This window comes from Nocardia sp. NPDC051030 (assembly GCF_040683015.1).
In the GTDB taxonomy this organism is placed as follows: domain Bacteria; phylum Actinomycetota; class Actinomycetes; order Mycobacteriales; family Mycobacteriaceae; genus Nocardia.
This window is the reverse complement of sequence record NZ_JBFBCD010000002.1, coordinates 190,169-207,146: the sequence shown is the minus strand read 5'-3', so window position 1 is coordinate 207,146 and position 16,978 is coordinate 190,169. Positions and strand designations below refer to the sequence as shown.

The following is a 16,978-nucleotide window of genomic DNA, read 5'->3' as shown; positions in this document are numbered from 1 at the left end:
TCGACTCCGATTCCGCCAGGAGAGCTCCCTGATCTTGATCGGGGGAGGACGCTATGAGCTGTGGAGGGCACCAGCTTCGGGCAGTACCGGCTGCGCGCGCTGATCGGCGAGGGCGGCATGGGGCAGGTTTACGAGGCCTATGACACCGATACCGATCGGGTCGTGGCGCTCAAGGTGCTGCCGCCGCACTCGGCGGCGGACCCTACCTTTCGGGAACGATTCCGGCGCGAATCACGGGCTGCCGCAGCGCTGAACGAGCCGCACGTGATCCCGATCCACCGCTACGGGGAGATCGATGGGCGGCTCTATCTGGATATGCGGCTGGTGCGGGGCAGCGGGCTGGACGCGGTGATTCGGCGGCACGGTCCGATGGCACCCGGGACCGCGGTGTCGATCATCGGGCAGGTCGCCTCGGCCTTGACCGCGGCCCACACCCACGGGCTCGTGCATCGCGATGTCAAACCCTCGAACATGCTGGTGTGCGCGGACGATTTCGTCTATCTGATCGACTTCGGTATCGCCCGCTCGATCTCCGACAGCGGACTGACCAGCGCGGGCGCGACCGTCGGCACCTTCGCCTACCTCTCTCCCGAACGCCTGGGCGACGGCCGCGCCGATGCCCGATCCGATGTGTACGCGCTCACCTGTGTGCTACACGAATGCCTCACCGGCACACAGCCTTATCCGAGCACCAGCCTGGAACAGCAGATCACCGCCCATCTCACCAGTCCCCCGCCACGCCCGAGCACGGTCCGGCCGGGCGTCCCGGCCGCCTTCGACGACGTCATCGCACACGGTATGGCGAAGGACCCGGAGCAGCGGTACCAAAGCGCGGCGGACCTCGCCGCCGCCGCCCGGCGCGCCCTGACCGGCGAGATCCCTACCGTCCGTGCCGAACTCGCAGGGGCCGAGCAGGTCGCCGATGACTCCGCGCCCACGATCGTCAATACGATGCCCGCGCCCGGCGAGCCGGACCCCGAACCGCTCACTGTGCGCGCCACCGTGAGCGAGCCCGTGCCGGACCGGGAAACCGTGCGCAGCGACTACCTCCCGAACCCGGTGTCACCGGGCAATGCCGCGGGAGCGACCGCCGGACCCGGCCCCGGCGCGACGCGGTTCCGCCGCGCATACCTGGTGATAGCCGCCCTGGCCATGGTGATCGCGCTGGTCGCAGCGGGCATCTGGTACGCGACGACGCGGCCGAAGCCACTCGCGGATCCGAAGGTCACCGCGACCATCGAGATCGGGTTGCGGCCCAAGGCGATCGCGGTGGACCCGGACAATCACATCGCCTATGCCACCAATAGTGGCGACGGGACGGTGTCGATCATCGATACCACTGCCAACACCCTGTATTCCAATCTCGACGTCGGTAAGGGGCCACAGGGCGTGGCCATCGACCCCACCACCCAGACCGCGTACGTCGTCAATGGCGACGAGCTGTCGGTGTCGGTCATCGAGACCCGGTCGAACACCGTCACCTCCACCTTGCCCCTCGGCTTTCCGCTGGAAGGGTCCAAGAATTCGCAGGCGCTGGCGGTGGATCCGGTCACTCACACCGCCTACGTCGTCAATACCGGGGACGGAACGGTGTCGGTGCTCGACACCTCCGCCCGCAGCGTCATCACCACTGTGAAGGTCGGCGTCTCGCCGCAGGGCGTGGCCGTCGACTCCGCCACCCACACCGCGTATGTCACCAATGGCGATCGGTCGATTACGGTGATAGACACGGCATCTCGCAAAGTCACGACGACATTCCCGATCGACAATCTGCCGCGCGGGATCGTGGTGGACTCGGCCGCCAGGATCGCCTACGTCACCCATGCGGAGGATCGGCTGGTATCGATCATCGATCTCGACTCCAACAGCGTGGTCACCACCATCGAGGTCGGGAACGGACCGCAAGGGATCGCGCTGGACCCGGTCATCGACCGGGTCTACGTCGCCAATAACGACGACGGAACGGTCTCGGTGATCAACACCGAATCCCGCACCGTCACTGCCACAGTGGCAGTCGGTAACGGACCACAGGGCGTGGCGGTGGACGACCGGAACCATATCGCCTACGTGACGAACAGCATCGACGGATCGGTCTCCGTGATCGAACCTTAGCGGGCCGCGAACCCCTCAGCGCGACAGTCGAATCGGCAGAGACTTCAGGCCGTTATTGAGGTTGGAGCGGATGCGGCGGGGCGCGCCGGTCTGCTCGATATCCGGGAAGCGGGCCAGGAGTTCCTCGAAGAAGACCCGGCCCTCGAGCCGCGCCAGGTGTACGCCGAGGCAGAAGTGCTGGGCCAGTCCGAAGGACAAGTGCGGGTTGGGGTTTCGGCGGATATCGAACTGCTGGGAATCGGCGAAGACATCCTCGTCGCGATTGGCCGAGGTGTACCACATGGCGACCTTGTCCCCGGATTTGATGGGGACGCCGCGGATTTCGGTATCGGCGGTGGCGGTGCGGCGGAAGTAGTGCAGCGGGTTGCCGTAGCGCAGGATCTCCTCCACCGCGCCGGGGATCAGGCTCGGGTCCTCGCGCAGCGCCTTCAGCTGATCGGGATGCTCCAGCAGCAGCTGCAAGCCGGAGGACAGCATGGTCTTGGTGGTGTCATTGCCCGCCGTCACCAACTGCGTGAAGAAGCTGCCGAACTCGATGTCCGACATGGCTTTTCCGCCGAAATTCCCGGCCAGGATGAGCGAGGTCAGATCGGCGTGCGGGGCTTCGGTGCGGCGCTGCATGGCGAATTGAATGGCGTAGATGGCCATATTGGTGAGCTCGGCGGTCACGTCGAAATCGCCGAGCAGCTCCGGATCCTGCTGACTGGTGGACTGTTCGGCCCAGCGGCGAATATCGGGCCAGTCCTGCGGCGGAATCCCGAACAGCCCGCCGACCACCTGGCTGGGCAGCACCCCGGCCACGTCGTGCACGAATTCCAATTCGCCGTCGACGTTTTCGAGTAGGGCGCGGGTCAATTCCCGGACCCGATTCTCCATATCGCCGACCACCCGCGCCTTGAAATGCTCGGCGAGCGGCTTCCGGTAGCCGGTGTGCCGCGGCGGATCCATCATGAGCAGCATGTTCTTGGTCATCTCCAGCCGCTCCGGCGGCTGATTCTCCAAGACCACACCGCCGATCTCGGCGGAGAACAGCGTCGGATTGCGCGCCACATGCGCCACGTCGGCGTGCTTGAGAATCGCCCAGTAGCCGGGCTCATCGGGCATGTCCTGCCAATACACCGGCTGAGCGCGCCGCAGTCCGGCGAGAGTCTCGTGGATCGGCCCGTCGACATAGAGTTGCGGATCGTAGATGTCCATGACCGTGCTCACGGCCCACCTCGGTATTCATTTGCGCGTGTTCGGCTTTCGATCCGACGATAATCCGGATCGGCCGCCCGCAGGCGCATTCGCTTCGACCGTCCCGATGAGTGGACGGAGCCGGATCAGCTCAGGTAAGGGCCGAGCTGCGGTGCGGCCTCGACCGGATGCCGGGCATTGATGGCGGCGTTGATCTCCCGGAATTGCCAGGCCCCTTGCGGTCTGGTGATCTCGCCCATCAACAGCCCGGTGTGCTGCACCCCGCTGAGGTCGTAGCGCACCAGTTCCGTACCGGATACGCCATCCACCATGCGGCAGAAGGCATTCAGGATCTCCGAAAACGGCTGTCCCGTATAGCAGGTGACGAGAAACAGCACGGTGGTCACCGGCGACGCGATCCGGGTCAGATCGACGGTGATGAGCTCATTGTCGCCGCGGCCCTCACCGGTCATGCTGTCGCCGTGGTGACGGATCGAACCGTCCGCGGAATTCAACTGCTCGTGATAGACGACATCGACCAGCTGGTCGCCACTGAACATCAGGGCGGCCACATTCAGATCGATCTCATGACCGACGCCTTCCCAGGTGTCCAGCGCCGGATCCCAGCCCAAGCCCACCGAGATCAGTTCCAGCCTCGCACCGGCTTCGTCGCGCAGTTCGATGAACACCGCTGGCCCCTTCCACATTCGCCGGCCGGATCGCCCTTGCCGGATCCCGCCGTAGAACAGACATTCCCAGCCCGCCTCGCCGTAAAGATGCCGTATGAACCGGGCGCCCGGCAAACCGGAATCCGCATGGACGCTTACGCGATTCACGAAGCATGTCACCCCGGCGGCACCCGCCGCCGACCGGACCCGGACGATAGGACGCATGTCTGTTGCGGCCCTGGTTTTCGATATGGACGGCGTACTGATCGACACCGAGCCGATCTGGGAGGAGGTGCGCCGCGAGTACATCGATGAGCTGAACGGCCGCTGGCTGCCCGATACCCAGGACCGGTTCATGGGGATGAGCACGGCCGAATGGTCGGAGTACACCAGCGCGGATCTGCTGGATGGGCGGCGCACGCCGGAGCAGGTGGCCGAGGATGTCATCTCGCGCATGGCCGCCCGCTATAGCGAGCATCTGCCGCTCATGCCGGGCGCGGTCGACACGGTTCGCACCCTGGCGCGGGGTTACACGCTCGGGCTGGCGAGTTCCTCGCCGCGGCGGTTGATCGATGTGGTCCTCGAGCACATGGGCGTCACCGACCTGTTCTCCGCGACCGTCTCCACCGAGGAGGTCGAGCGCGGCAAGCCCGCGCCCGACGGCTATCTGGAGGCCGCGGCCCTGCTGGGCGTCGCACCCGAGCGGTGCATCGCCATCGAGGACTCCAGCAATGGCCTGCGTTCGGCCGCTGCCGCGGGCATGACGGTGATCGCCGTCCCGCATCCGAAGTACCCACCGGCCGCGGACGCCATCGCCCTGGCCGCGTTCGTGGCCGACAGCTTGAAGGCCGTCACCCCGGCGCTGGTCGCGGGCCTGGCTCCCACGGCGGAATTCCGCTGACGATCCCGGCGTTTCGAACCGATCGGCAGGGAAAACATCGCCAATGGGAGGATCTTGATATGTCCGAGCAGACCACCGCACCGCAGACCGCCACCGCACCCGCACCCTCCGAACCGGTGGAACTGTGGGCAGAGCGCACCGGAGTTCGCGCGTACACCGGGCGCAATAATCGCGGTGGCGAGGTGCTCATCGCCTCGGCAGGCGTGCCGGGCGCGTTCACTCCGGGTGAGCTGCTGAAGATCGCGCTGGCCGGATGCACCGGATTGAGCGCCGATTTCACCCTGTCCCGCAAGCTCGGCGAGACCTTCGACGCCACCGTGCGCGTCTCCGGCGACGCGGACCGCGAGAACGAGGTCTACCCGGAGCTGAACGAGTCGTTCGAACTCGACCTCAGCGAACTCGACGACGCCACCCGCGAGCGCCTGCTGGTCGCCGCCCAGCGCAGCATCGACCGGGTGTGCACCGTCGGCCGCACCCTCAAGGCCGGGACCAAGATCACCCTGTCCTTCAGCACCGAAGACTGATGCCCGAACCGGTCCGGCTCAGCGCCTGGGTGCACGGCTACGTCCAAGGCGTCGGCTTCCGCTGGTGGACACGCTCGCGCGCACTGGAACTGGGCCTGTCCGGCTACGCCCGCAATCATCGCGACGGCCGGGTGCATGTCGTCGCCGAAGGTGCGCGCGAACAATGCGAGACTCTCCTGACCCTGCTGCGCGGCGGCGATACTCCTGGCCGCGTGGATCTGGTTGTGGAAGACTGGGGCGCCCCACAAGGGGGCATGTCCGGATTCGAGGAGCGTTAGTGCGCGGAGAGTTCGAGGAGTCGATCGTTGGCCATTGAACGCTTCGGCGGCAAACCCGGCGACCCCGACCGTCAGCCCGACTCGAACGAGTCCCCGCCCGATCCGGCCCCCGGCGGCCATTTCCACGAATCCACCCCCGACCCCGCACCCGGCGGCCATTTCCACGCGTCCCCCGCGCAGCACGAATCCGGCACGCCCGCCGCGGCTTCCGCTGAACCGCCCATCCCGGCGGCTTCCACGGAACAGCCGAGCCCGGAGACTCCCTCCGGTGCACCCGCAACGGAGCCCGCACCGCGCGAGATGACTCCGCCCCCGGCAAGTCCGCCCGTGGCGACGCCGCCCGCGTTCGAACTTCCGATGCCTCCGATCGAGCCCACGGCCGCTCCCGTCCCCGCGCCGATCGAACCGCCCGCACAGCGGCGTGGCCGGATGCAGGTGCAGGAAGCCGGAGTCACGCAGCCGCGCCCGCCCACCGTGGCCGAGGCGCGCGCTCGCGAGAAGGCTCGCAAGCGCGCCGAGGAGCAGGAGCAGGCCGAGGCGGAGGCTGCCGAGAACAAGCGCAAGTCCCGCAAGAAGGTGCTGATCGGCGGCGCGGCCGTGGTCGGTGTCGCTGCCCTGGTCGGCGGCGGCTACCTGGCCTACAGCGCGCTGACCGCACCCGAGGTGACCGCGTACTGCACCGTCGTCGCCAATAAGGGCCAGACGGTCGCCGTCGGCAATGGCCAGACCGTGGTCGCCGACCATGACGGCCAGGAGATCGTCATTCCCGACGACAGTTGCGAGAAGGCCACCGCGGCAGGCAATTACAGCACCGGCGGCTACGGCGGCATCTATATCTTCAATGGCGGCCAGTACCGCTACTACTACGGCGGCAACAACACCATCGGCAGGGCGCCGTCCGGTGGCACAACGGTCACCCCCAAGGGTGCGACCGTGAAAACCAAGAGCGGCAGCACGATTCAGCGAGGCGGGCTCGGCGCGAAGATCGGCGGAGGTTCGTAATGCGGCGAGTGCGCAGCACTCCACGCCCGGGTTGGCAGCAGATCATCGAGAGTCAGGGACTGGTGTACGGGTCGCCGGGACGCGACGCGAACGGCCAGCCCCGGCCCTACTGGGACGAATCCGTGCATTACGAGTTCGATATGCCCGAGATCCTGGCCCTGGAAGCGCAGGTCGAAGTCCTGCACTCCATGTGCCTGCACGCCGTCGAGCAGATCATCCTCACCGAACGATTCGCCGATTTCGGTCTGCCGCAATGGAGTTGGGAGCATATCGCCAATTCCTGGAAGCGCTCCGACCCGCACGTCTACGGCCGCTTCGACCTGCGCTACGACGGGCGCGGACCGGCAAAACTGTTGGAGTACAACGCCGATACGCCCACCTCCCTGCTGGAGGCGGCAATCGTGCAGTGGCACTGGCTCACCGACACCCACCCGGACGACGATCAGTGGAATTCCCTGCACGAGAAGCTGGTCGAGCGCTGGGGCGAACTGCGCGACCTGCTGCCCAGCCCGGAACTGCACTTCAGCTGGTCCGGCTCGGACGCCTCCGGTGAGGACAATGTCACCACCGCGTACATGCAGGAGACCGCCGCCGAGGCCGGTTTCGACACCATCGCGCTCCCCATCGAGGAAATCGGATTCGACACGGAGCTGGCACGTTTCGTGGATCTCGCCGAGGCCCCCATCGACTCCATCTTCAAGCTCTACCCCTGGGAATGGGTGCTCGACGACGAGTTCGGCAAGCGCGTCACCCAATCACTGCCGCAAACCATGTGGCTGGAGCCGCTGTGGAAGACCATGCTCTCCAACAAGGCCATGCTGGCCGTGCTCTGGGAGATGTACCCCGGCCACCCCAACCTGCTGCCCACCTACCTCGATGACCCGCACGAGCTCACCGAATACATTCGCAAGCCCAAGCTGGGCCGCGAGGGCGCGAATATGACCATTGTCGGCGCGGGCATGGAAACCGCCACCGGCGGCGTCTACGGCGAAGAGGGCTACGTCTACCAATTGCTGGACCCGCTACCGGAATTCGACGGCATGCGCCCGGTCCTGGGCGCATGGATCGTCGGCGACACCTCCGCCGGACTCGGCATTCGCGAAACCGCGGGCCTGATCACCGACGACGGCGCGGCATTCATCCCCCACCGCATCCCCCAGTCCTGACACACTGCGCCAGACCGACCACCCCCGACCCCATCTCCCGGAGGATCCCTCGATGACCACCACTCTCGCCCTCGAATCCGGGTACTGGAGTTCGCTCGGCCGTGGCGTAGGCGCGATCATCCTCTACGCCCTGGTCGGCCTGGCCCTCATGCTCATCGGCTTCTTCGCCGTGGACCTCACCACTCCCGGCAGCCTGCGCGGCATGGTAGCCCGCGGCCTCCCCAACGCCGTGATCGTCTCCGCCGCGGGCATGATCTCGATGGCCTTCATCGTCGTGCTCGCCATCTACGCCTCGGCGGGCAAACTCTCCGAAGGCCTGATCGCCGCCGCCATCTACGGCCTGGTTGGCATTCTCGCCCAGGTCATCTCGGTCCGGGTCATCGAGTTCGTCTTCGGCATCGATATCGGCGCGGTCCTCAAGAACCCCGAATTCAGCACCGAGGCCCTCATGGTCGCCGCCGCCCACTTCGCCCTCGGCCTGGTCGTCGCCGTCGCCATTCTCTGACCCGCCGCGGGCTACGGCCACCCGACGTGCGGGGCGGGGGCGTCGACGGTGAGGACCCGACCGGTCCTCCCGCCGAAGGGATCCTGCGGATTCCACACGGCCGCCATGATGAACAACGTTCGCCCCTCGGGCCCGCCGAGCATGCAGGCGAACGGCGACCGGTCCAGCTCCACCCGGTCCAGAATCTCGCCGCCTTCGGCGACGCGCACGCATTGGTCGGGGTTCTGCGAGGTCCAGATCGCACCCTCGGCGTCCATGCAGATTCCATCGGGCGCAATCCCTTCGGCGAATACCCGGCGGTTCGACAGACTGCCGTCGTCGTCGATGTCGAAGGCGGTGAGCGTGCCGGTGAAGGACTCGGAGATCACAAGCGTGCGATTGTCGGGCGTCACCACCATGCCATTGGCGAAGGCGATGTCGGTCGCCACCTGCCGGGCCTTGCCGTCCGGGGTGATCAGCGCGATGAAGCCCGGCACGAAGTCCGGGCGCAGGTGCAGCGGGGTCTGATCGCCCGCCGCCATATCCGCCATGGCACGGCGGATGAAGACCAGGAATTCGAAATCCGCGCCATTGACGTAGATATTGCCCCGCCCGTCGACGGTGATCTCATTGAAGCCCTTGGGCAGGTCGTCCAGCTCTCCGTGCGGAGTCAGCGAGCCGTCGGCTTCCTGCCGCAGCAATCGCTGCTCGCCGACGGCGCGGCGCGGCACGATCAGCAGCCTGCCGTCCGGCAGCCAGTCGATGGAATGTGGTGAGGCCGCGGCGTTTTCGAGCATGATCTCGCTCTTGCCGTCCATATCGACCGCCACGATCTGGTTGGTCCCCCAATTGCAGAACCACAATCGGCCGTCATGCCAGCGCGGGCTCTCCCCGATCCCCAGCCCGTCCAGCAGCATCCGCGTGGTCAGTATCCGTGCCGTCATGACCGCTCCTTAGAACTCAATACTTCCGACGAAACACCGGCCCAGGCCGAACTCGACCGCTACGCCGACCAAGCCGTGCGCACCTTCCTGGCCGCCTACCGGGCGAGCTGATCGGCCCGCTCACCGCACCCGGCTGTACTTGATGAACGCCACCCCATCCTCGAAGATCCGGCTGGTGAGCACCCGGAACTTCGACGCCTCGGGCAGTCGTGCGCCCGCCCCGAACAGCGGACGCCCCTGCCCCAGCACGATCGGGTAGAGCTTCAAAAAGATCTGATCGATCTCCGGCAGCAATGTCTGCGCCAGCTCCCCACCACCGCAGAGCCAGATCCCAAGCCCCTTCTCCCGCTTCAATTTCCGCACCCGCCCCAGCGGGTCGGACGAGATGAGCTCCACATCCGGCGCGGGAGGCTCCGGCAGCGTGGTGGAGACCACGAACTGCCGTAGATGCGAATACGGGCTGGAGGTGCCGGTGCGGACGCCGAAGTCGTGGGTCTTGCGGCCCATGATCACGGTGTCGAAGGTGGTGCTGGGCTTGTCCACGCACAAGGCCTCCCGCACCTTGGTGGGCAGCGTCTCGGGATACTGTGCGATGATCGCCGGACCGTGGTCACCCCCGACCGGGAAGAAGTCGACCGATCCGTTTTCGGAAGCGATGAACCCGTCGATCGTTGCCGCGACGTAATAGGTCAGTTTGCGCATTGGTCCCTCCAGCCGGCACCACACATGCCGCTGTGAAAAAGGTAGCGCTTCAAGGCCTTCGGTGGGGAGGCTAGAACCCGATCAGTGGCGCTTGGTCAGGAGCGCGGGCGCGGCTGACAACGCGGGCACGAGAACGACGAGCGGTTCATGAACTTCTCGCGGATCATGGGGGCTCCGCAGCGGCGGCAGGGTTCGTGTTCGCGGCCGTAGGCGTTGAGCGAGCGCTCGAAGTAGCCGGATTGGCCGTTCACGTTCACGTAGAGCGCGTCGAAGGAGGTGCCTCCGGCCAGCAGCGCTTCGCTCATGACGGTGTGGGTTTCGGCGAGGAGTTTGTGCAGGACCGGGCGGGTCAGCTTGGCGGCGACCCGCTCACCGTGAATCCCGGCACGCCAGAGGGCTTCGTCAGCGTAGATATTGCCGATACCCGAGACGACCGTCTGGTCCAGGAGTACGCGCTTGATCTCGGACTGCTTGGTGCGCAGGGCCTTCACGACCTTGTCGGCGTCGAACAGCGGATCCAGCGGATCGCGGGCGATATGCGCCGCGGAGTCCGGGACGAAAGTGCCGTCCACCTCGACCAAGTCGGCCAGCTGCCAGCCGCCGAAGGTGCGTTGGTCGATGAAGCGCAGCTGCTGCCCGGAATCCAGGGCGGCGATGATGTGCGCGTGCTTCTCCAGGGGCGCGTCGGCAGGCTGAACCAGCATCTGCCCACTCATGCCCAGGTGCACGACGAGAGAGGTATCCGGCTCATCGAAAGTGAGCCAGAGGAATTTGCCGCGGCGCTCGGCGGATTCGACGCGGAGTCCGGTGAGGCGGGCGGCGAGATCGGCCGGGCCGGCCAGGTGGCGGCGCACGGACCTCGGATGATGGACCGTCACCGATGCGACGGCGCGGCCCACCACATGTTCGGTGAGACCGCGCCGTACAACTTCGACTTCGGGGAGTTCGGGCATCAGGCCCTAACTCTTGGATTCGGAACCATCGGCCTCGGCGGCGGCAGCACTCTCGGCCTGCAAGGCCTTGTACGCCGCGCCGGCGGCCTTCTGCTCCGCTTCCTTCTTGGAGCGGCCCACCCCCGAACCGTAGGACTGACCACCGATCACCGCGGTGGCGGTGAATTCCTTGTCGTGGTCGGGCCCGGTGGAGGTGATCTCGTAGCTGGGCACGCCGATGCCGCGCTCCGCGGTCAGCTCTTGCAGACTGGTCTTCCAGTCCAGCCCGGCCCCCATGCGGGGACCACGCTCGAGCAGAGCCGCGAAAAGCCGCAGCACCACTTCGCGTGCCGTGTCGATGCCGTGCTCGAGATGCACGGCGCCGAGCAGCGACTCCATGCCATCGGCGAGAATGCTCGGCTTGTCCCGGCCGCCGGTGAGCTCTTCGCCCTTACCGAGCAGCAGGTGACGGCCCAGGCCGCCCTCGCCGAGCACGCGTGCCACCTCGGCCAGCGCGTGCATGTTGACCACGCTCGCGCGCAGCTTCGCCAACTCGCCCTCGGACTTGTCCGGGTGCTCCAAGTAGAGGCGTTCGGTAATGCTCAGGCCGAGCACCGAGTCGCCCAGAAACTCCAGGCGCTCATTGGTCGGCAGGCCACCGTTCTCGTAGGCGTACGACCGGTGCGTCAGCGCTAGGCGCAGAAGCTCCGGTTGTAGGCCTACGCCGAGTGCCTCGAGCAGGCTGGCATGATCGGCTGCGTCACCCACGGCGGGAATGTCCGCCGCGTCCTTGCTGGCGGTCACTGTCGGCTGGATCGAGAGAGTCAGACCGCAGCCGTGACCTGGCGGCCCTTGTACGTACCGCAGGACGGGCAGGCGATGTGCGGCAGAGTCTGCTGACCACAGGCCCGGTTCGGGCAGGTGATCAGGGCAGGCGCGGTGGCCTTCCACTGGCTGCGTCGCGCGTGGGTGTTGGCACGGGACATCCGGCGCTTCGGAACGGCCACGACTACTTCTCCTCTGTCTGCTGACTCGCGGCGCCATTGTGGCCCGCAAGGGTGGATTCTGATGGGGCGGAATCACCGACGGAATCACCATCGGTGGCTGCGAAATTCGCGAGCCCGGCCCAGCGAGGGTCAAGTATCTCATGACCATGGCCGGATTCCGCAATCGCCATCCGTACGCCACATTCCGGGCACAGGCCCGCACAGTCGGGTTCGCACAGCGGCTGCATCGGCAGTTCCAGGCCGACGGCGTCGATGACCACCGGTTCCAGATCGACCGTATCGTCGACCAGGCGGTGGACTTCGTCTTCCTCGGTGGTCTGCTCGGTAGCGCTGTCCGGGTAGGCGAAAAGCTCGGTGATCTGCAATTCGATCGCGTCGGTGAACGATTCGAGGCAGCGCGAGCATTCGCCTTCGATGGGCGCGGTCACCGAACCGATGACCAGCACGCCCTCGGAGACCGATTGCAGGGTGAGTTCCATCTCTACCTGCGCACCGACGGGGATACCGACCATTTCGAGGCCGATCTTCGCGTCAGTGGTGACGGTGCGATGCATGTTCTTCATCGAACCGGGCTTGCGTCCCAGACTGTGCACGTCCAGCACGAAACCCACGTCCTGCGGCGTCGGCTGACGACGAGGGCGCGAAGACGAACCGGAATCGGCGGGCATCTATAGGACTCACTCACGCTCGGTGTGGAATGGGCAACCACTCAACAATACCGAACAGGAGCTTTCAGCCCAAAACGCATGGATGCCGGGAGCTGCCGAGCCTCAGCGCCGGAACTCCGAGGCGTAATCCGGGACGCTCGTACCCGAACGCACCTGGTTGCGGCCGCGGCCGATGATTCGCAGCGTGCTGTGCAGCGTCTCCTCGAAGTCGGCCAGCTTGCCGTCGACGTAGTCGTCGCATTCGGTGCGCAGGCGGTCGGACTCGGCCTGCGCGGTGTCGATGAGGCGAGCCGATTCGGTGTGCGCGGCCCGGACCACCTCGGTCTGCGAGACCAGGCGTTCCTGTTCGGCCTTGCCGTCGGCGACCGAGCGGTCGTAGGAGGCTTGACCGGCGGCGGCCATGCGATCGGCCTCGCTGCGGGCGCGGCCGGTGACGGTCTCGTATTCCGTATTACCGTCGGCGACCACGCGTTCGGCCTCGGCCTCGGCGGAAGCGACCAGGTGTTCGGCGTGCGCGCGGGCCTCGGCGACCATGCGGTCGGCGTGCGCCTTGGCGTCGGCCAGAATGCGGTCGGCCTCGTCGCGCGCGGTGGTGACGGTCTCGTGGGCTTGTTCGTTCGCGCCGGTGACCGCGGTCTCGGCGGCATTGCGGGCGTCGGTGACGATCTTGTCCCGGATATCGAGCACGTCCTGGGCGTCGTCGAGCTCGCCGGGCAGGGCTTCGCGCACGTCGTCGAGGAGTTCGAGCACCTCACCGCGCGGGACGATGCAGTTGCGAGTCGGCGGAATCCCCCGCGCCTCCTCGATGATGGCCACGAGTTCGTCGAGCGCTTCGAATACCCGGTACATGCTCTTACCCCACTCTCCTGCCAAGGCTCACGGGGAGACGTCTCTCACCGCTTGTTCGCCAGTGTGCCCGCCCGGACGCCGTCGCCGAGGTTCGAGCGCGGCGTGTCGAGGAAGGATTCCCGGACTGTTCCGAAGGCCACAAAAACAAGTGGAGGAAACCACTCCAGTTAGTGTTAAATTCTTGTAGCAGGAAAATGTTGAGCCGAGGGCAGCGGAGTCGCCAAGGGTTGACAGTTCAGTTCGTTCAATCAGCGCTGAACATAACAAAAGGAAGTGGAACGCCGGGCCGAGCCTGACGTGTTCGATGGGAAAAGACGATGGCTGTCCTGGATATGCCGCAGCGGGTCACGATGCCCGTACTGGTCGAGACTTATGCGTATGGCGCCGAGGCCATGCGCACCACCGGGGCACGCTGGACCGGACAGCTCGGGGTGTGGCTGCGCAGTGAGCACGCCCTCGCGCAGCTGATTCGCTTCGCCCTCGTCGGCGGTCTGAGCAATATCGGCTACCTCATGCTCTTCCTCGCCTTCTACGGCGGCGGGCCGCAGCTGGCCAACCTGGCCGGATCCATTGTGAGCACGGCCGTGGCCAATGAACTGCACCGGCGACTGACCTTCCACGCGGCCGGGCGGGTGCGCTGGTTCACCGCGCAGATCGAGGGCGGCGGGCTGGCGCTGGCGGGTCTGGCCATCACCTCGGCCGGACTGGCCATCCTGGAGACCACCGCGCCCGGACTGGGCGATATCGCCGAAGCCGCTGCGGTACTGGGGATCACCGCGGCCGTGGGGACCGTCCGATTCCTGACCCTGCGGCTCTGGGTCTTCTGACCTTTCACTCTCTTCGAGACCTCGCACTCACACCGGGTTGAAACCCGGGAAGGGTGCGAGGTTTCGTCGTTTTCGGAGAAAGGGGAACCGATCTCGGCGGGGCTGCGTCGAAACCAGCATCGAGCGATGAAGGGAGTTCCGTAATGGAACGAGGACGCGGATGCCTTGGGGGACGGCGGGATACGGCCGGACCGAGGCCGCAGCGACCGGCGGGGCGGGCGAGCGGATCATGTGTGCGGCACCGCCGGGGATGGGGACGCCCACGGCGGGAGGGCGAATGAGTTCGACGGGAGGACGAATGCATTCGGCGGCCGGGCAAACGAGTTCGGGCGCGCCGCGGGCCATGGCGCGGCGGCTGCTCAGCGGGTGTGGCGCGGTGGCCGTTGCCGCGCAGGAGCCGACCCGGCGGGAGCAGCATCGACTGCTGATCGAAGCGGTGCTATCGGATATGTCGGGGCAGACCGTGGTGAGCCATCAGTCGGCGGCGGTGCTGTATGGCACCACGCTGTGGCGGACTCCGCTGGATCAGGTGTGCCTGACGCGGAATCGGCGCGGCGGTGGGCGGACCCGGCCGTTCACCAGAATCCATGGGTCCCCGGTGGATTCGGCCATGGAGATCGACGGGCTGCGGGTCACGACGCCCGCGCGCACGGTGGTGGATCTGGCGCTCACGCTGCCGCTCGAAGAGGCGGTGGTGGCGGGTGACTCGCTGGTCGGCGCGTTCGGGCTGACCGGTGAGGAACTGCATGCGGAAGTCGCGCGGGCGAGGTGCCGACACGGCATCACCCAGGCGAAACAGGTCATCGGGCTGCTCGATGGGCGCAGTCAGGGCGTGGGTGAATCCTTGAGCCGGGTCATGATCCACCGGCTGCGGCTACCGCTCCCCCGGTCCCAGGGCAATGTGCTCACCCCGGACGGGCGGTTCGTCGGCCAGGTCGACTTCTACTACGAAAAGGCTGGCGTGCTCTGCGAATTCGACGGTCAGGCCCGCTACGGGCGGGTGCTGCGGCCCGGCCAGGATCTCGCCGTGGCCATGCAGCGGGAGCGGACGCGCGAAGACTATCTGCGCGCCTTGGGTTTCCAGGTGGTCCGCTGGACTTGGAGTGACCTGTGCACCGGCGTGGCGGGCCGTCGCCTGCGCGCCGCCCTGGCCCGCGAACGCCGAGCCCGGCCGGATGGCCGCATCGAACCGGCCCCGGCCACCGAACCGCGCCGGATGCCCGTGCACCCGCTATGAACCACTCGCGCGGGCGCACTCGAGGAGTGCGCCCGCGCAAGTGGTCGGCCCGAATCAGCCGCGCCGCTCCGCGATTCGAGCGAGCAGCCGCTTGTGTACGGCCGGTGGCAGCAGGTCGGTGATATCGCCCCCGTAGGAGGCGACTTCCTTCACCAGCGAGCTGGATACGAAGCCGTACAGCGGATTGGTGGCGATGAAGAAGGTATCGACCCCGGTGAGCTTGCGATTCATCTGCGCCATCTGCAGCTCGTAGCCGAAGTCGGTGGCGTCGCGCAGGCCCTTCACGATCGCGGTGATGCCCTCCTGCTTGGCGAAATCCACCGTCAGCCCCCGCCAGGAGTCCACCCGCACATTCGGCAGATGCGAGGTGACCTCCCGGATCATCTCCATTCGCTCCTCGACGGAGAACATCCCCTGCTTGTTCGGGTTCACCGACACCGTCACGACGACTTCATCGAACTGCGCCGCCGCCCGCGCGATCACATCGACATGTCCAAGGGTCACCGGGTCGAAAGAGCCCGGGCACAGTGCTCCTGCCATGGCCCGACGCTAGCAGCAGTCAGTCCCCCGCCTCATACTCGGCCAGGTCAATCCGGGTTTCCCCATAGGTCCGCGACTTGAGCGGCGAAAACCCTTCCGGCCAGGCAAGTTCAGGCGACCGCGTGGACCGCTCGACGACGACGATGGCCCCATCATGCAACCACCCGCCCTCGACCAGCGCCCGCAGATCGGCAAGGACCTCGGCAATATCCAGTGCGTAGGGCGGATCGGAGAAGACCAGGTCATACGCACCGCCCGCAGGCGAAGCCGCCCCGGCGATCACCGAGTCCGCCGCGCCCGCCGAGGATGCGGCCCGCCCCTTGCCCGCGCCGGTGCTCACCGCGGCCCGGCCGAGCACCGAGGCAACGGAGTTCATCCGCAACTCCGCCCCCGGTAGCCCGAGATCCCCGATATTGCCGCGAATAATGTTCGCCGCCTTACGATCCTGCTCGACCAGCACCGCACGCGAAGCACCCCGAGACAGCGCTTCCAACCCGAGCGCACCGGATCCCGCATACAGATCGAGCACCCGCGCGCCGTCGAAATCCATCCGCGCCGCCAACAGGTTGAACAACGCCTCGCGGACCCGATCGGACGTCGGCCGAGTCCCGGCAGGTGGCACCCGCAGCCGCCGCCCACCGGCCGTCCCCGCGACAATGCGCGTCATCGGCCGACCACCCATCCTCGCGGGAAAGCATCCGGCAGCACTGAATCCACGACCGCACCGCGGTGGATGATCGCGCATCCGGCCGCAGCCATCGGGCGAGAACTGCCGATCCACATCCGGGAGAGCTCATCGGCGGGGGGCGTGGCCGCCACGACGGTCAGCGGCTGGTGCGCCGCCGAACAACCACTGCTGGTATGCATTCCGCGCGGGGTCTGCCGCTCGGCATTCTTCCTTCCCGCGGCGAGCTGCGCGGCCTCCCAGGCAGGCGACCGCTGAGGAGGCATTGAGCGAGCG

General features: G+C 66.8%; 21 protein-coding genes. 9 read left to right on the top strand and 12 right to left on the bottom strand.

The window, feature by feature from the left end; translation table 11 throughout:
* Nucleotides 1–60 precede the first annotated feature (60 nt).
* A complete protein-coding gene (locus AB0N05_RS05465) occupies nucleotides 61–2,112 on the top strand; it encodes a protein kinase (RefSeq protein WP_364687899.1) in 2,052 nt (683 codons plus the stop codon).
* A 15-nt stretch (nucleotides 2,113–2,127) separates the two neighbouring features.
* On the opposite strand, the gene AB0N05_RS05460 is transcribed toward AB0N05_RS05465, so the two are convergent.
* On the bottom strand, nucleotides 2,128–3,321 hold the full coding sequence (locus AB0N05_RS05460; protein WP_364687897.1) for a cytochrome P450: 1,194 nt from the start codon (nucleotides 3,319–3,321) through the stop codon (nucleotides 2,128–2,130).
* A 113-nt stretch (nucleotides 3,322–3,434) separates the two neighbouring features.
* On the bottom strand, nucleotides 3,435–3,977 hold the full coding sequence (locus tag AB0N05_RS05455; protein WP_364687895.1) for a TerD family protein: 543 nt from the start codon (nucleotides 3,975–3,977) through the stop codon (nucleotides 3,435–3,437).
* A gap of 202 nt (nucleotides 3,978–4,179) precedes the next feature.
* Here AB0N05_RS05455 and AB0N05_RS05450 point away from each other — a divergent pair, with 202 nt between their 5' ends.
* Genes AB0N05_RS05450 through AB0N05_RS05425 form a run of 6 tightly spaced genes read left to right on the top strand, consistent with a single transcriptional unit; the run spans nucleotide 4,180 to nucleotide 8,332 of the window.
* Entirely contained in the window at nucleotides 4,180–4,857 is a 678-nt protein-coding gene (locus AB0N05_RS05450; protein WP_364687893.1) for an HAD family phosphatase, read from the top strand.
* Between the two features lie 59 nt (nucleotides 4,858–4,916).
* Nucleotides 4,917–5,381, top strand: coding sequence for an OsmC family protein (locus tag AB0N05_RS05445; protein WP_364687891.1), 465 nt, complete (start codon nucleotides 4,917–4,919; stop codon nucleotides 5,379–5,381).
* Nucleotides 5,381–5,659 carry an acylphosphatase gene (locus AB0N05_RS05440; protein WP_364687889.1) on the top strand — a complete coding sequence of 93 codons (279 nt, stop codon included), beginning with the start codon at nucleotides 5,381–5,383 and terminating at the stop codon, nucleotides 5,657–5,659. The genes AB0N05_RS05445 and AB0N05_RS05440 overlap by 1 nt, the downstream gene beginning before the upstream one ends.
* A gap of 27 nt (nucleotides 5,660–5,686) precedes the next feature.
* On the top strand, nucleotides 5,687–6,661 hold the full coding sequence (locus tag AB0N05_RS05435) for a hypothetical protein (RefSeq protein ID WP_364687887.1): 975 nt from the start codon (nucleotides 5,687–5,689) through the stop codon (nucleotides 6,659–6,661).
* Complete coding sequence (locus AB0N05_RS05430) at nucleotides 6,661–7,827, top strand: glutathionylspermidine synthase family protein (RefSeq protein WP_364687885.1); 1,167 nt, start codon at nucleotides 6,661–6,663, stop codon at nucleotides 7,825–7,827. The genes AB0N05_RS05435 and AB0N05_RS05430 overlap by 1 nt, the downstream gene beginning before the upstream one ends.
* A gap of 52 nt (nucleotides 7,828–7,879) precedes the next feature.
* The gene (locus AB0N05_RS05425; protein WP_364687883.1) at nucleotides 7,880–8,332 is read left to right on the top strand and encodes a DUF350 domain-containing protein; all 453 of its coding nucleotides are present in this window, start codon (nucleotides 7,880–7,882) and stop codon (nucleotides 8,330–8,332) included.
* A gap of 11 nt (nucleotides 8,333–8,343) precedes the next feature.
* On the opposite strand, the gene AB0N05_RS05420 is transcribed toward AB0N05_RS05425, so the two are convergent.
* The 7 genes from AB0N05_RS05420 to AB0N05_RS05390 form a co-directional block, all read right to left on the bottom strand.
* Complete coding sequence (locus AB0N05_RS05420) at nucleotides 8,344–9,255, bottom strand: SMP-30/gluconolactonase/LRE family protein (RefSeq protein ID WP_364687881.1); 912 nt, start codon at nucleotides 9,253–9,255, stop codon at nucleotides 8,344–8,346.
* Nucleotides 9,256–9,375: 120 nt separating this feature from the next.
* The gene (locus AB0N05_RS05415) at nucleotides 9,376–9,957 is read right to left on the bottom strand and encodes a dihydrofolate reductase family protein (protein ID WP_364687879.1); all 582 of its coding nucleotides are present in this window, start codon (nucleotides 9,955–9,957) and stop codon (nucleotides 9,376–9,378) included.
* Nucleotides 9,958–10,052: 95 nt separating this feature from the next.
* Nucleotides 10,053–10,910, bottom strand: a complete 858-nt coding sequence (mutM, locus tag AB0N05_RS05410) for a bifunctional DNA-formamidopyrimidine glycosylase/DNA-(apurinic or apyrimidinic site) lyase (protein WP_364687877.1) — start codon at nucleotides 10,908–10,910, stop codon at nucleotides 10,053–10,055.
* 6 nt (nucleotides 10,911–10,916) lie between these two features.
* On the bottom strand, nucleotides 10,917–11,693 hold the full coding sequence (gene rnc, locus AB0N05_RS05405) for a ribonuclease III (RefSeq protein ID WP_364687875.1): 777 nt from the start codon (nucleotides 11,691–11,693) through the stop codon (nucleotides 10,917–10,919).
* Between the two features lie 20 nt (nucleotides 11,694–11,713).
* The gene (gene rpmF, locus AB0N05_RS05400; protein WP_364687873.1) at nucleotides 11,714–11,896 is read right to left on the bottom strand and encodes a 50S ribosomal protein L32; all 183 of its coding nucleotides are present in this window, start codon (nucleotides 11,894–11,896) and stop codon (nucleotides 11,714–11,716) included.
* 2 nt (nucleotides 11,897–11,898) lie between these two features.
* Entirely contained in the window at nucleotides 11,899–12,564 is a 666-nt protein-coding gene (locus AB0N05_RS05395; RefSeq protein ID WP_364687871.1) for a DUF177 domain-containing protein, read from the bottom strand.
* A 102-nt stretch (nucleotides 12,565–12,666) separates the two neighbouring features.
* Nucleotides 12,667–13,413 (bottom strand): DivIVA domain-containing protein, encoded by a 747-nt coding sequence (locus AB0N05_RS05390; protein WP_364687869.1) that lies wholly within the window; start codon nucleotides 13,411–13,413, stop codon nucleotides 12,667–12,669.
* 317 nt (nucleotides 13,414–13,730) lie between these two features.
* On the opposite strand from AB0N05_RS05390, the gene AB0N05_RS05385 reads away from it, so the two are divergent.
* The gene (locus tag AB0N05_RS05385; RefSeq protein WP_364687867.1) at nucleotides 13,731–14,240 is read left to right on the top strand and encodes a GtrA family protein; all 510 of its coding nucleotides are present in this window, start codon (nucleotides 13,731–13,733) and stop codon (nucleotides 14,238–14,240) included.
* Between the two features lie 277 nt (nucleotides 14,241–14,517).
* Nucleotides 14,518–15,477, top strand: coding sequence for a hypothetical protein (locus tag AB0N05_RS05380; protein WP_364687865.1), 960 nt, complete (start codon nucleotides 14,518–14,520; stop codon nucleotides 15,475–15,477).
* A gap of 54 nt (nucleotides 15,478–15,531) precedes the next feature.
* Here AB0N05_RS05380 and coaD read toward each other — a convergent pair whose 3' ends face one another.
* From coaD to AB0N05_RS05365, 3 genes are read right to left on the bottom strand one after another with little or no spacing between them, the layout of a single operon-like run.
* On the bottom strand, nucleotides 15,532–16,017 hold the full coding sequence (gene coaD / locus AB0N05_RS05375; protein ID WP_364687863.1) for a pantetheine-phosphate adenylyltransferase: 486 nt from the start codon (nucleotides 16,015–16,017) through the stop codon (nucleotides 15,532–15,534).
* Between the two features lie 19 nt (nucleotides 16,018–16,036).
* On the bottom strand, nucleotides 16,037–16,684 hold the full coding sequence (locus AB0N05_RS05370) for an RsmD family RNA methyltransferase (protein WP_364687861.1): 648 nt from the start codon (nucleotides 16,682–16,684) through the stop codon (nucleotides 16,037–16,039).
* Complete coding sequence (locus AB0N05_RS05365; protein ID WP_364687859.1) at nucleotides 16,681–16,968, bottom strand: hypothetical protein; 288 nt, start codon at nucleotides 16,966–16,968, stop codon at nucleotides 16,681–16,683. Before AB0N05_RS05365 ends, AB0N05_RS05370 begins: the two co-directional genes overlap by 4 nt.
* Between the last annotated feature and the right edge of the window lie 10 nt (nucleotides 16,969–16,978).

Coding starts and splice junctions, on each gene's coding strand:
- AB0N05_RS05450 (WP_364687893.1), top strand. CDS start 4,180: ATGTCTGTTGCGGCCCTGGTTTTCGATATGGACGGCGTACTGATCGAC.
- AB0N05_RS05445 (WP_364687891.1), top strand. CDS start 4,917: ATGTCCGAGCAGACCACCGCACCGCAGACCGCCACCGCACCCGCACCC.
- AB0N05_RS05440 (WP_364687889.1), top strand. CDS start 5,381: ATGCCCGAACCGGTCCGGCTCAGCGCCTGGGTGCACGGCTACGTCCAA.
- AB0N05_RS05430 (WP_364687885.1), top strand. CDS start 6,661: ATGCGGCGAGTGCGCAGCACTCCACGCCCGGGTTGGCAGCAGATCATC.
- AB0N05_RS05425 (WP_364687883.1), top strand. CDS start 7,880: ATGACCACCACTCTCGCCCTCGAATCCGGGTACTGGAGTTCGCTCGGC.
- AB0N05_RS05420 (WP_364687881.1), bottom strand. CDS start 9,255: ATGACGGCACGGATACTGACCACGCGGATGCTGCTGGACGGGCTGGGG.
- AB0N05_RS05415 (WP_364687879.1), bottom strand. CDS start 9,957: ATGCGCAAACTGACCTATTACGTCGCGGCAACGATCGACGGGTTCATC.
- mutM (WP_364687877.1), bottom strand. CDS start 10,910: ATGCCCGAACTCCCCGAAGTCGAAGTTGTACGGCGCGGTCTCACCGAA.
- AB0N05_RS05395 (WP_364687871.1), bottom strand. CDS start 12,564: ATGCCCGCCGATTCCGGTTCGTCTTCGCGCCCTCGTCGTCAGCCGACG.
- AB0N05_RS05390 (WP_364687869.1), bottom strand. CDS start 13,413: ATGTACCGGGTATTCGAAGCGCTCGACGAACTCGTGGCCATCATCGAG.
- AB0N05_RS05385 (WP_364687867.1), top strand. CDS start 13,731: ATGGCTGTCCTGGATATGCCGCAGCGGGTCACGATGCCCGTACTGGTC.
- AB0N05_RS05380 (WP_364687865.1), top strand. CDS start 14,518: ATGAGTTCGACGGGAGGACGAATGCATTCGGCGGCCGGGCAAACGAGT.
- coaD (WP_364687863.1), bottom strand. CDS start 16,017: ATGGCAGGAGCACTGTGCCCGGGCTCTTTCGACCCGGTGACCCTTGGA.
- AB0N05_RS05370 (WP_364687861.1), bottom strand. CDS start 16,684: ATGACGCGCATTGTCGCGGGGACGGCCGGTGGGCGGCGGCTGCGGGTG.
- AB0N05_RS05365 (WP_364687859.1), bottom strand. CDS start 16,968: ATGCCTCCTCAGCGGTCGCCTGCCTGGGAGGCCGCGCAGCTCGCCGCG.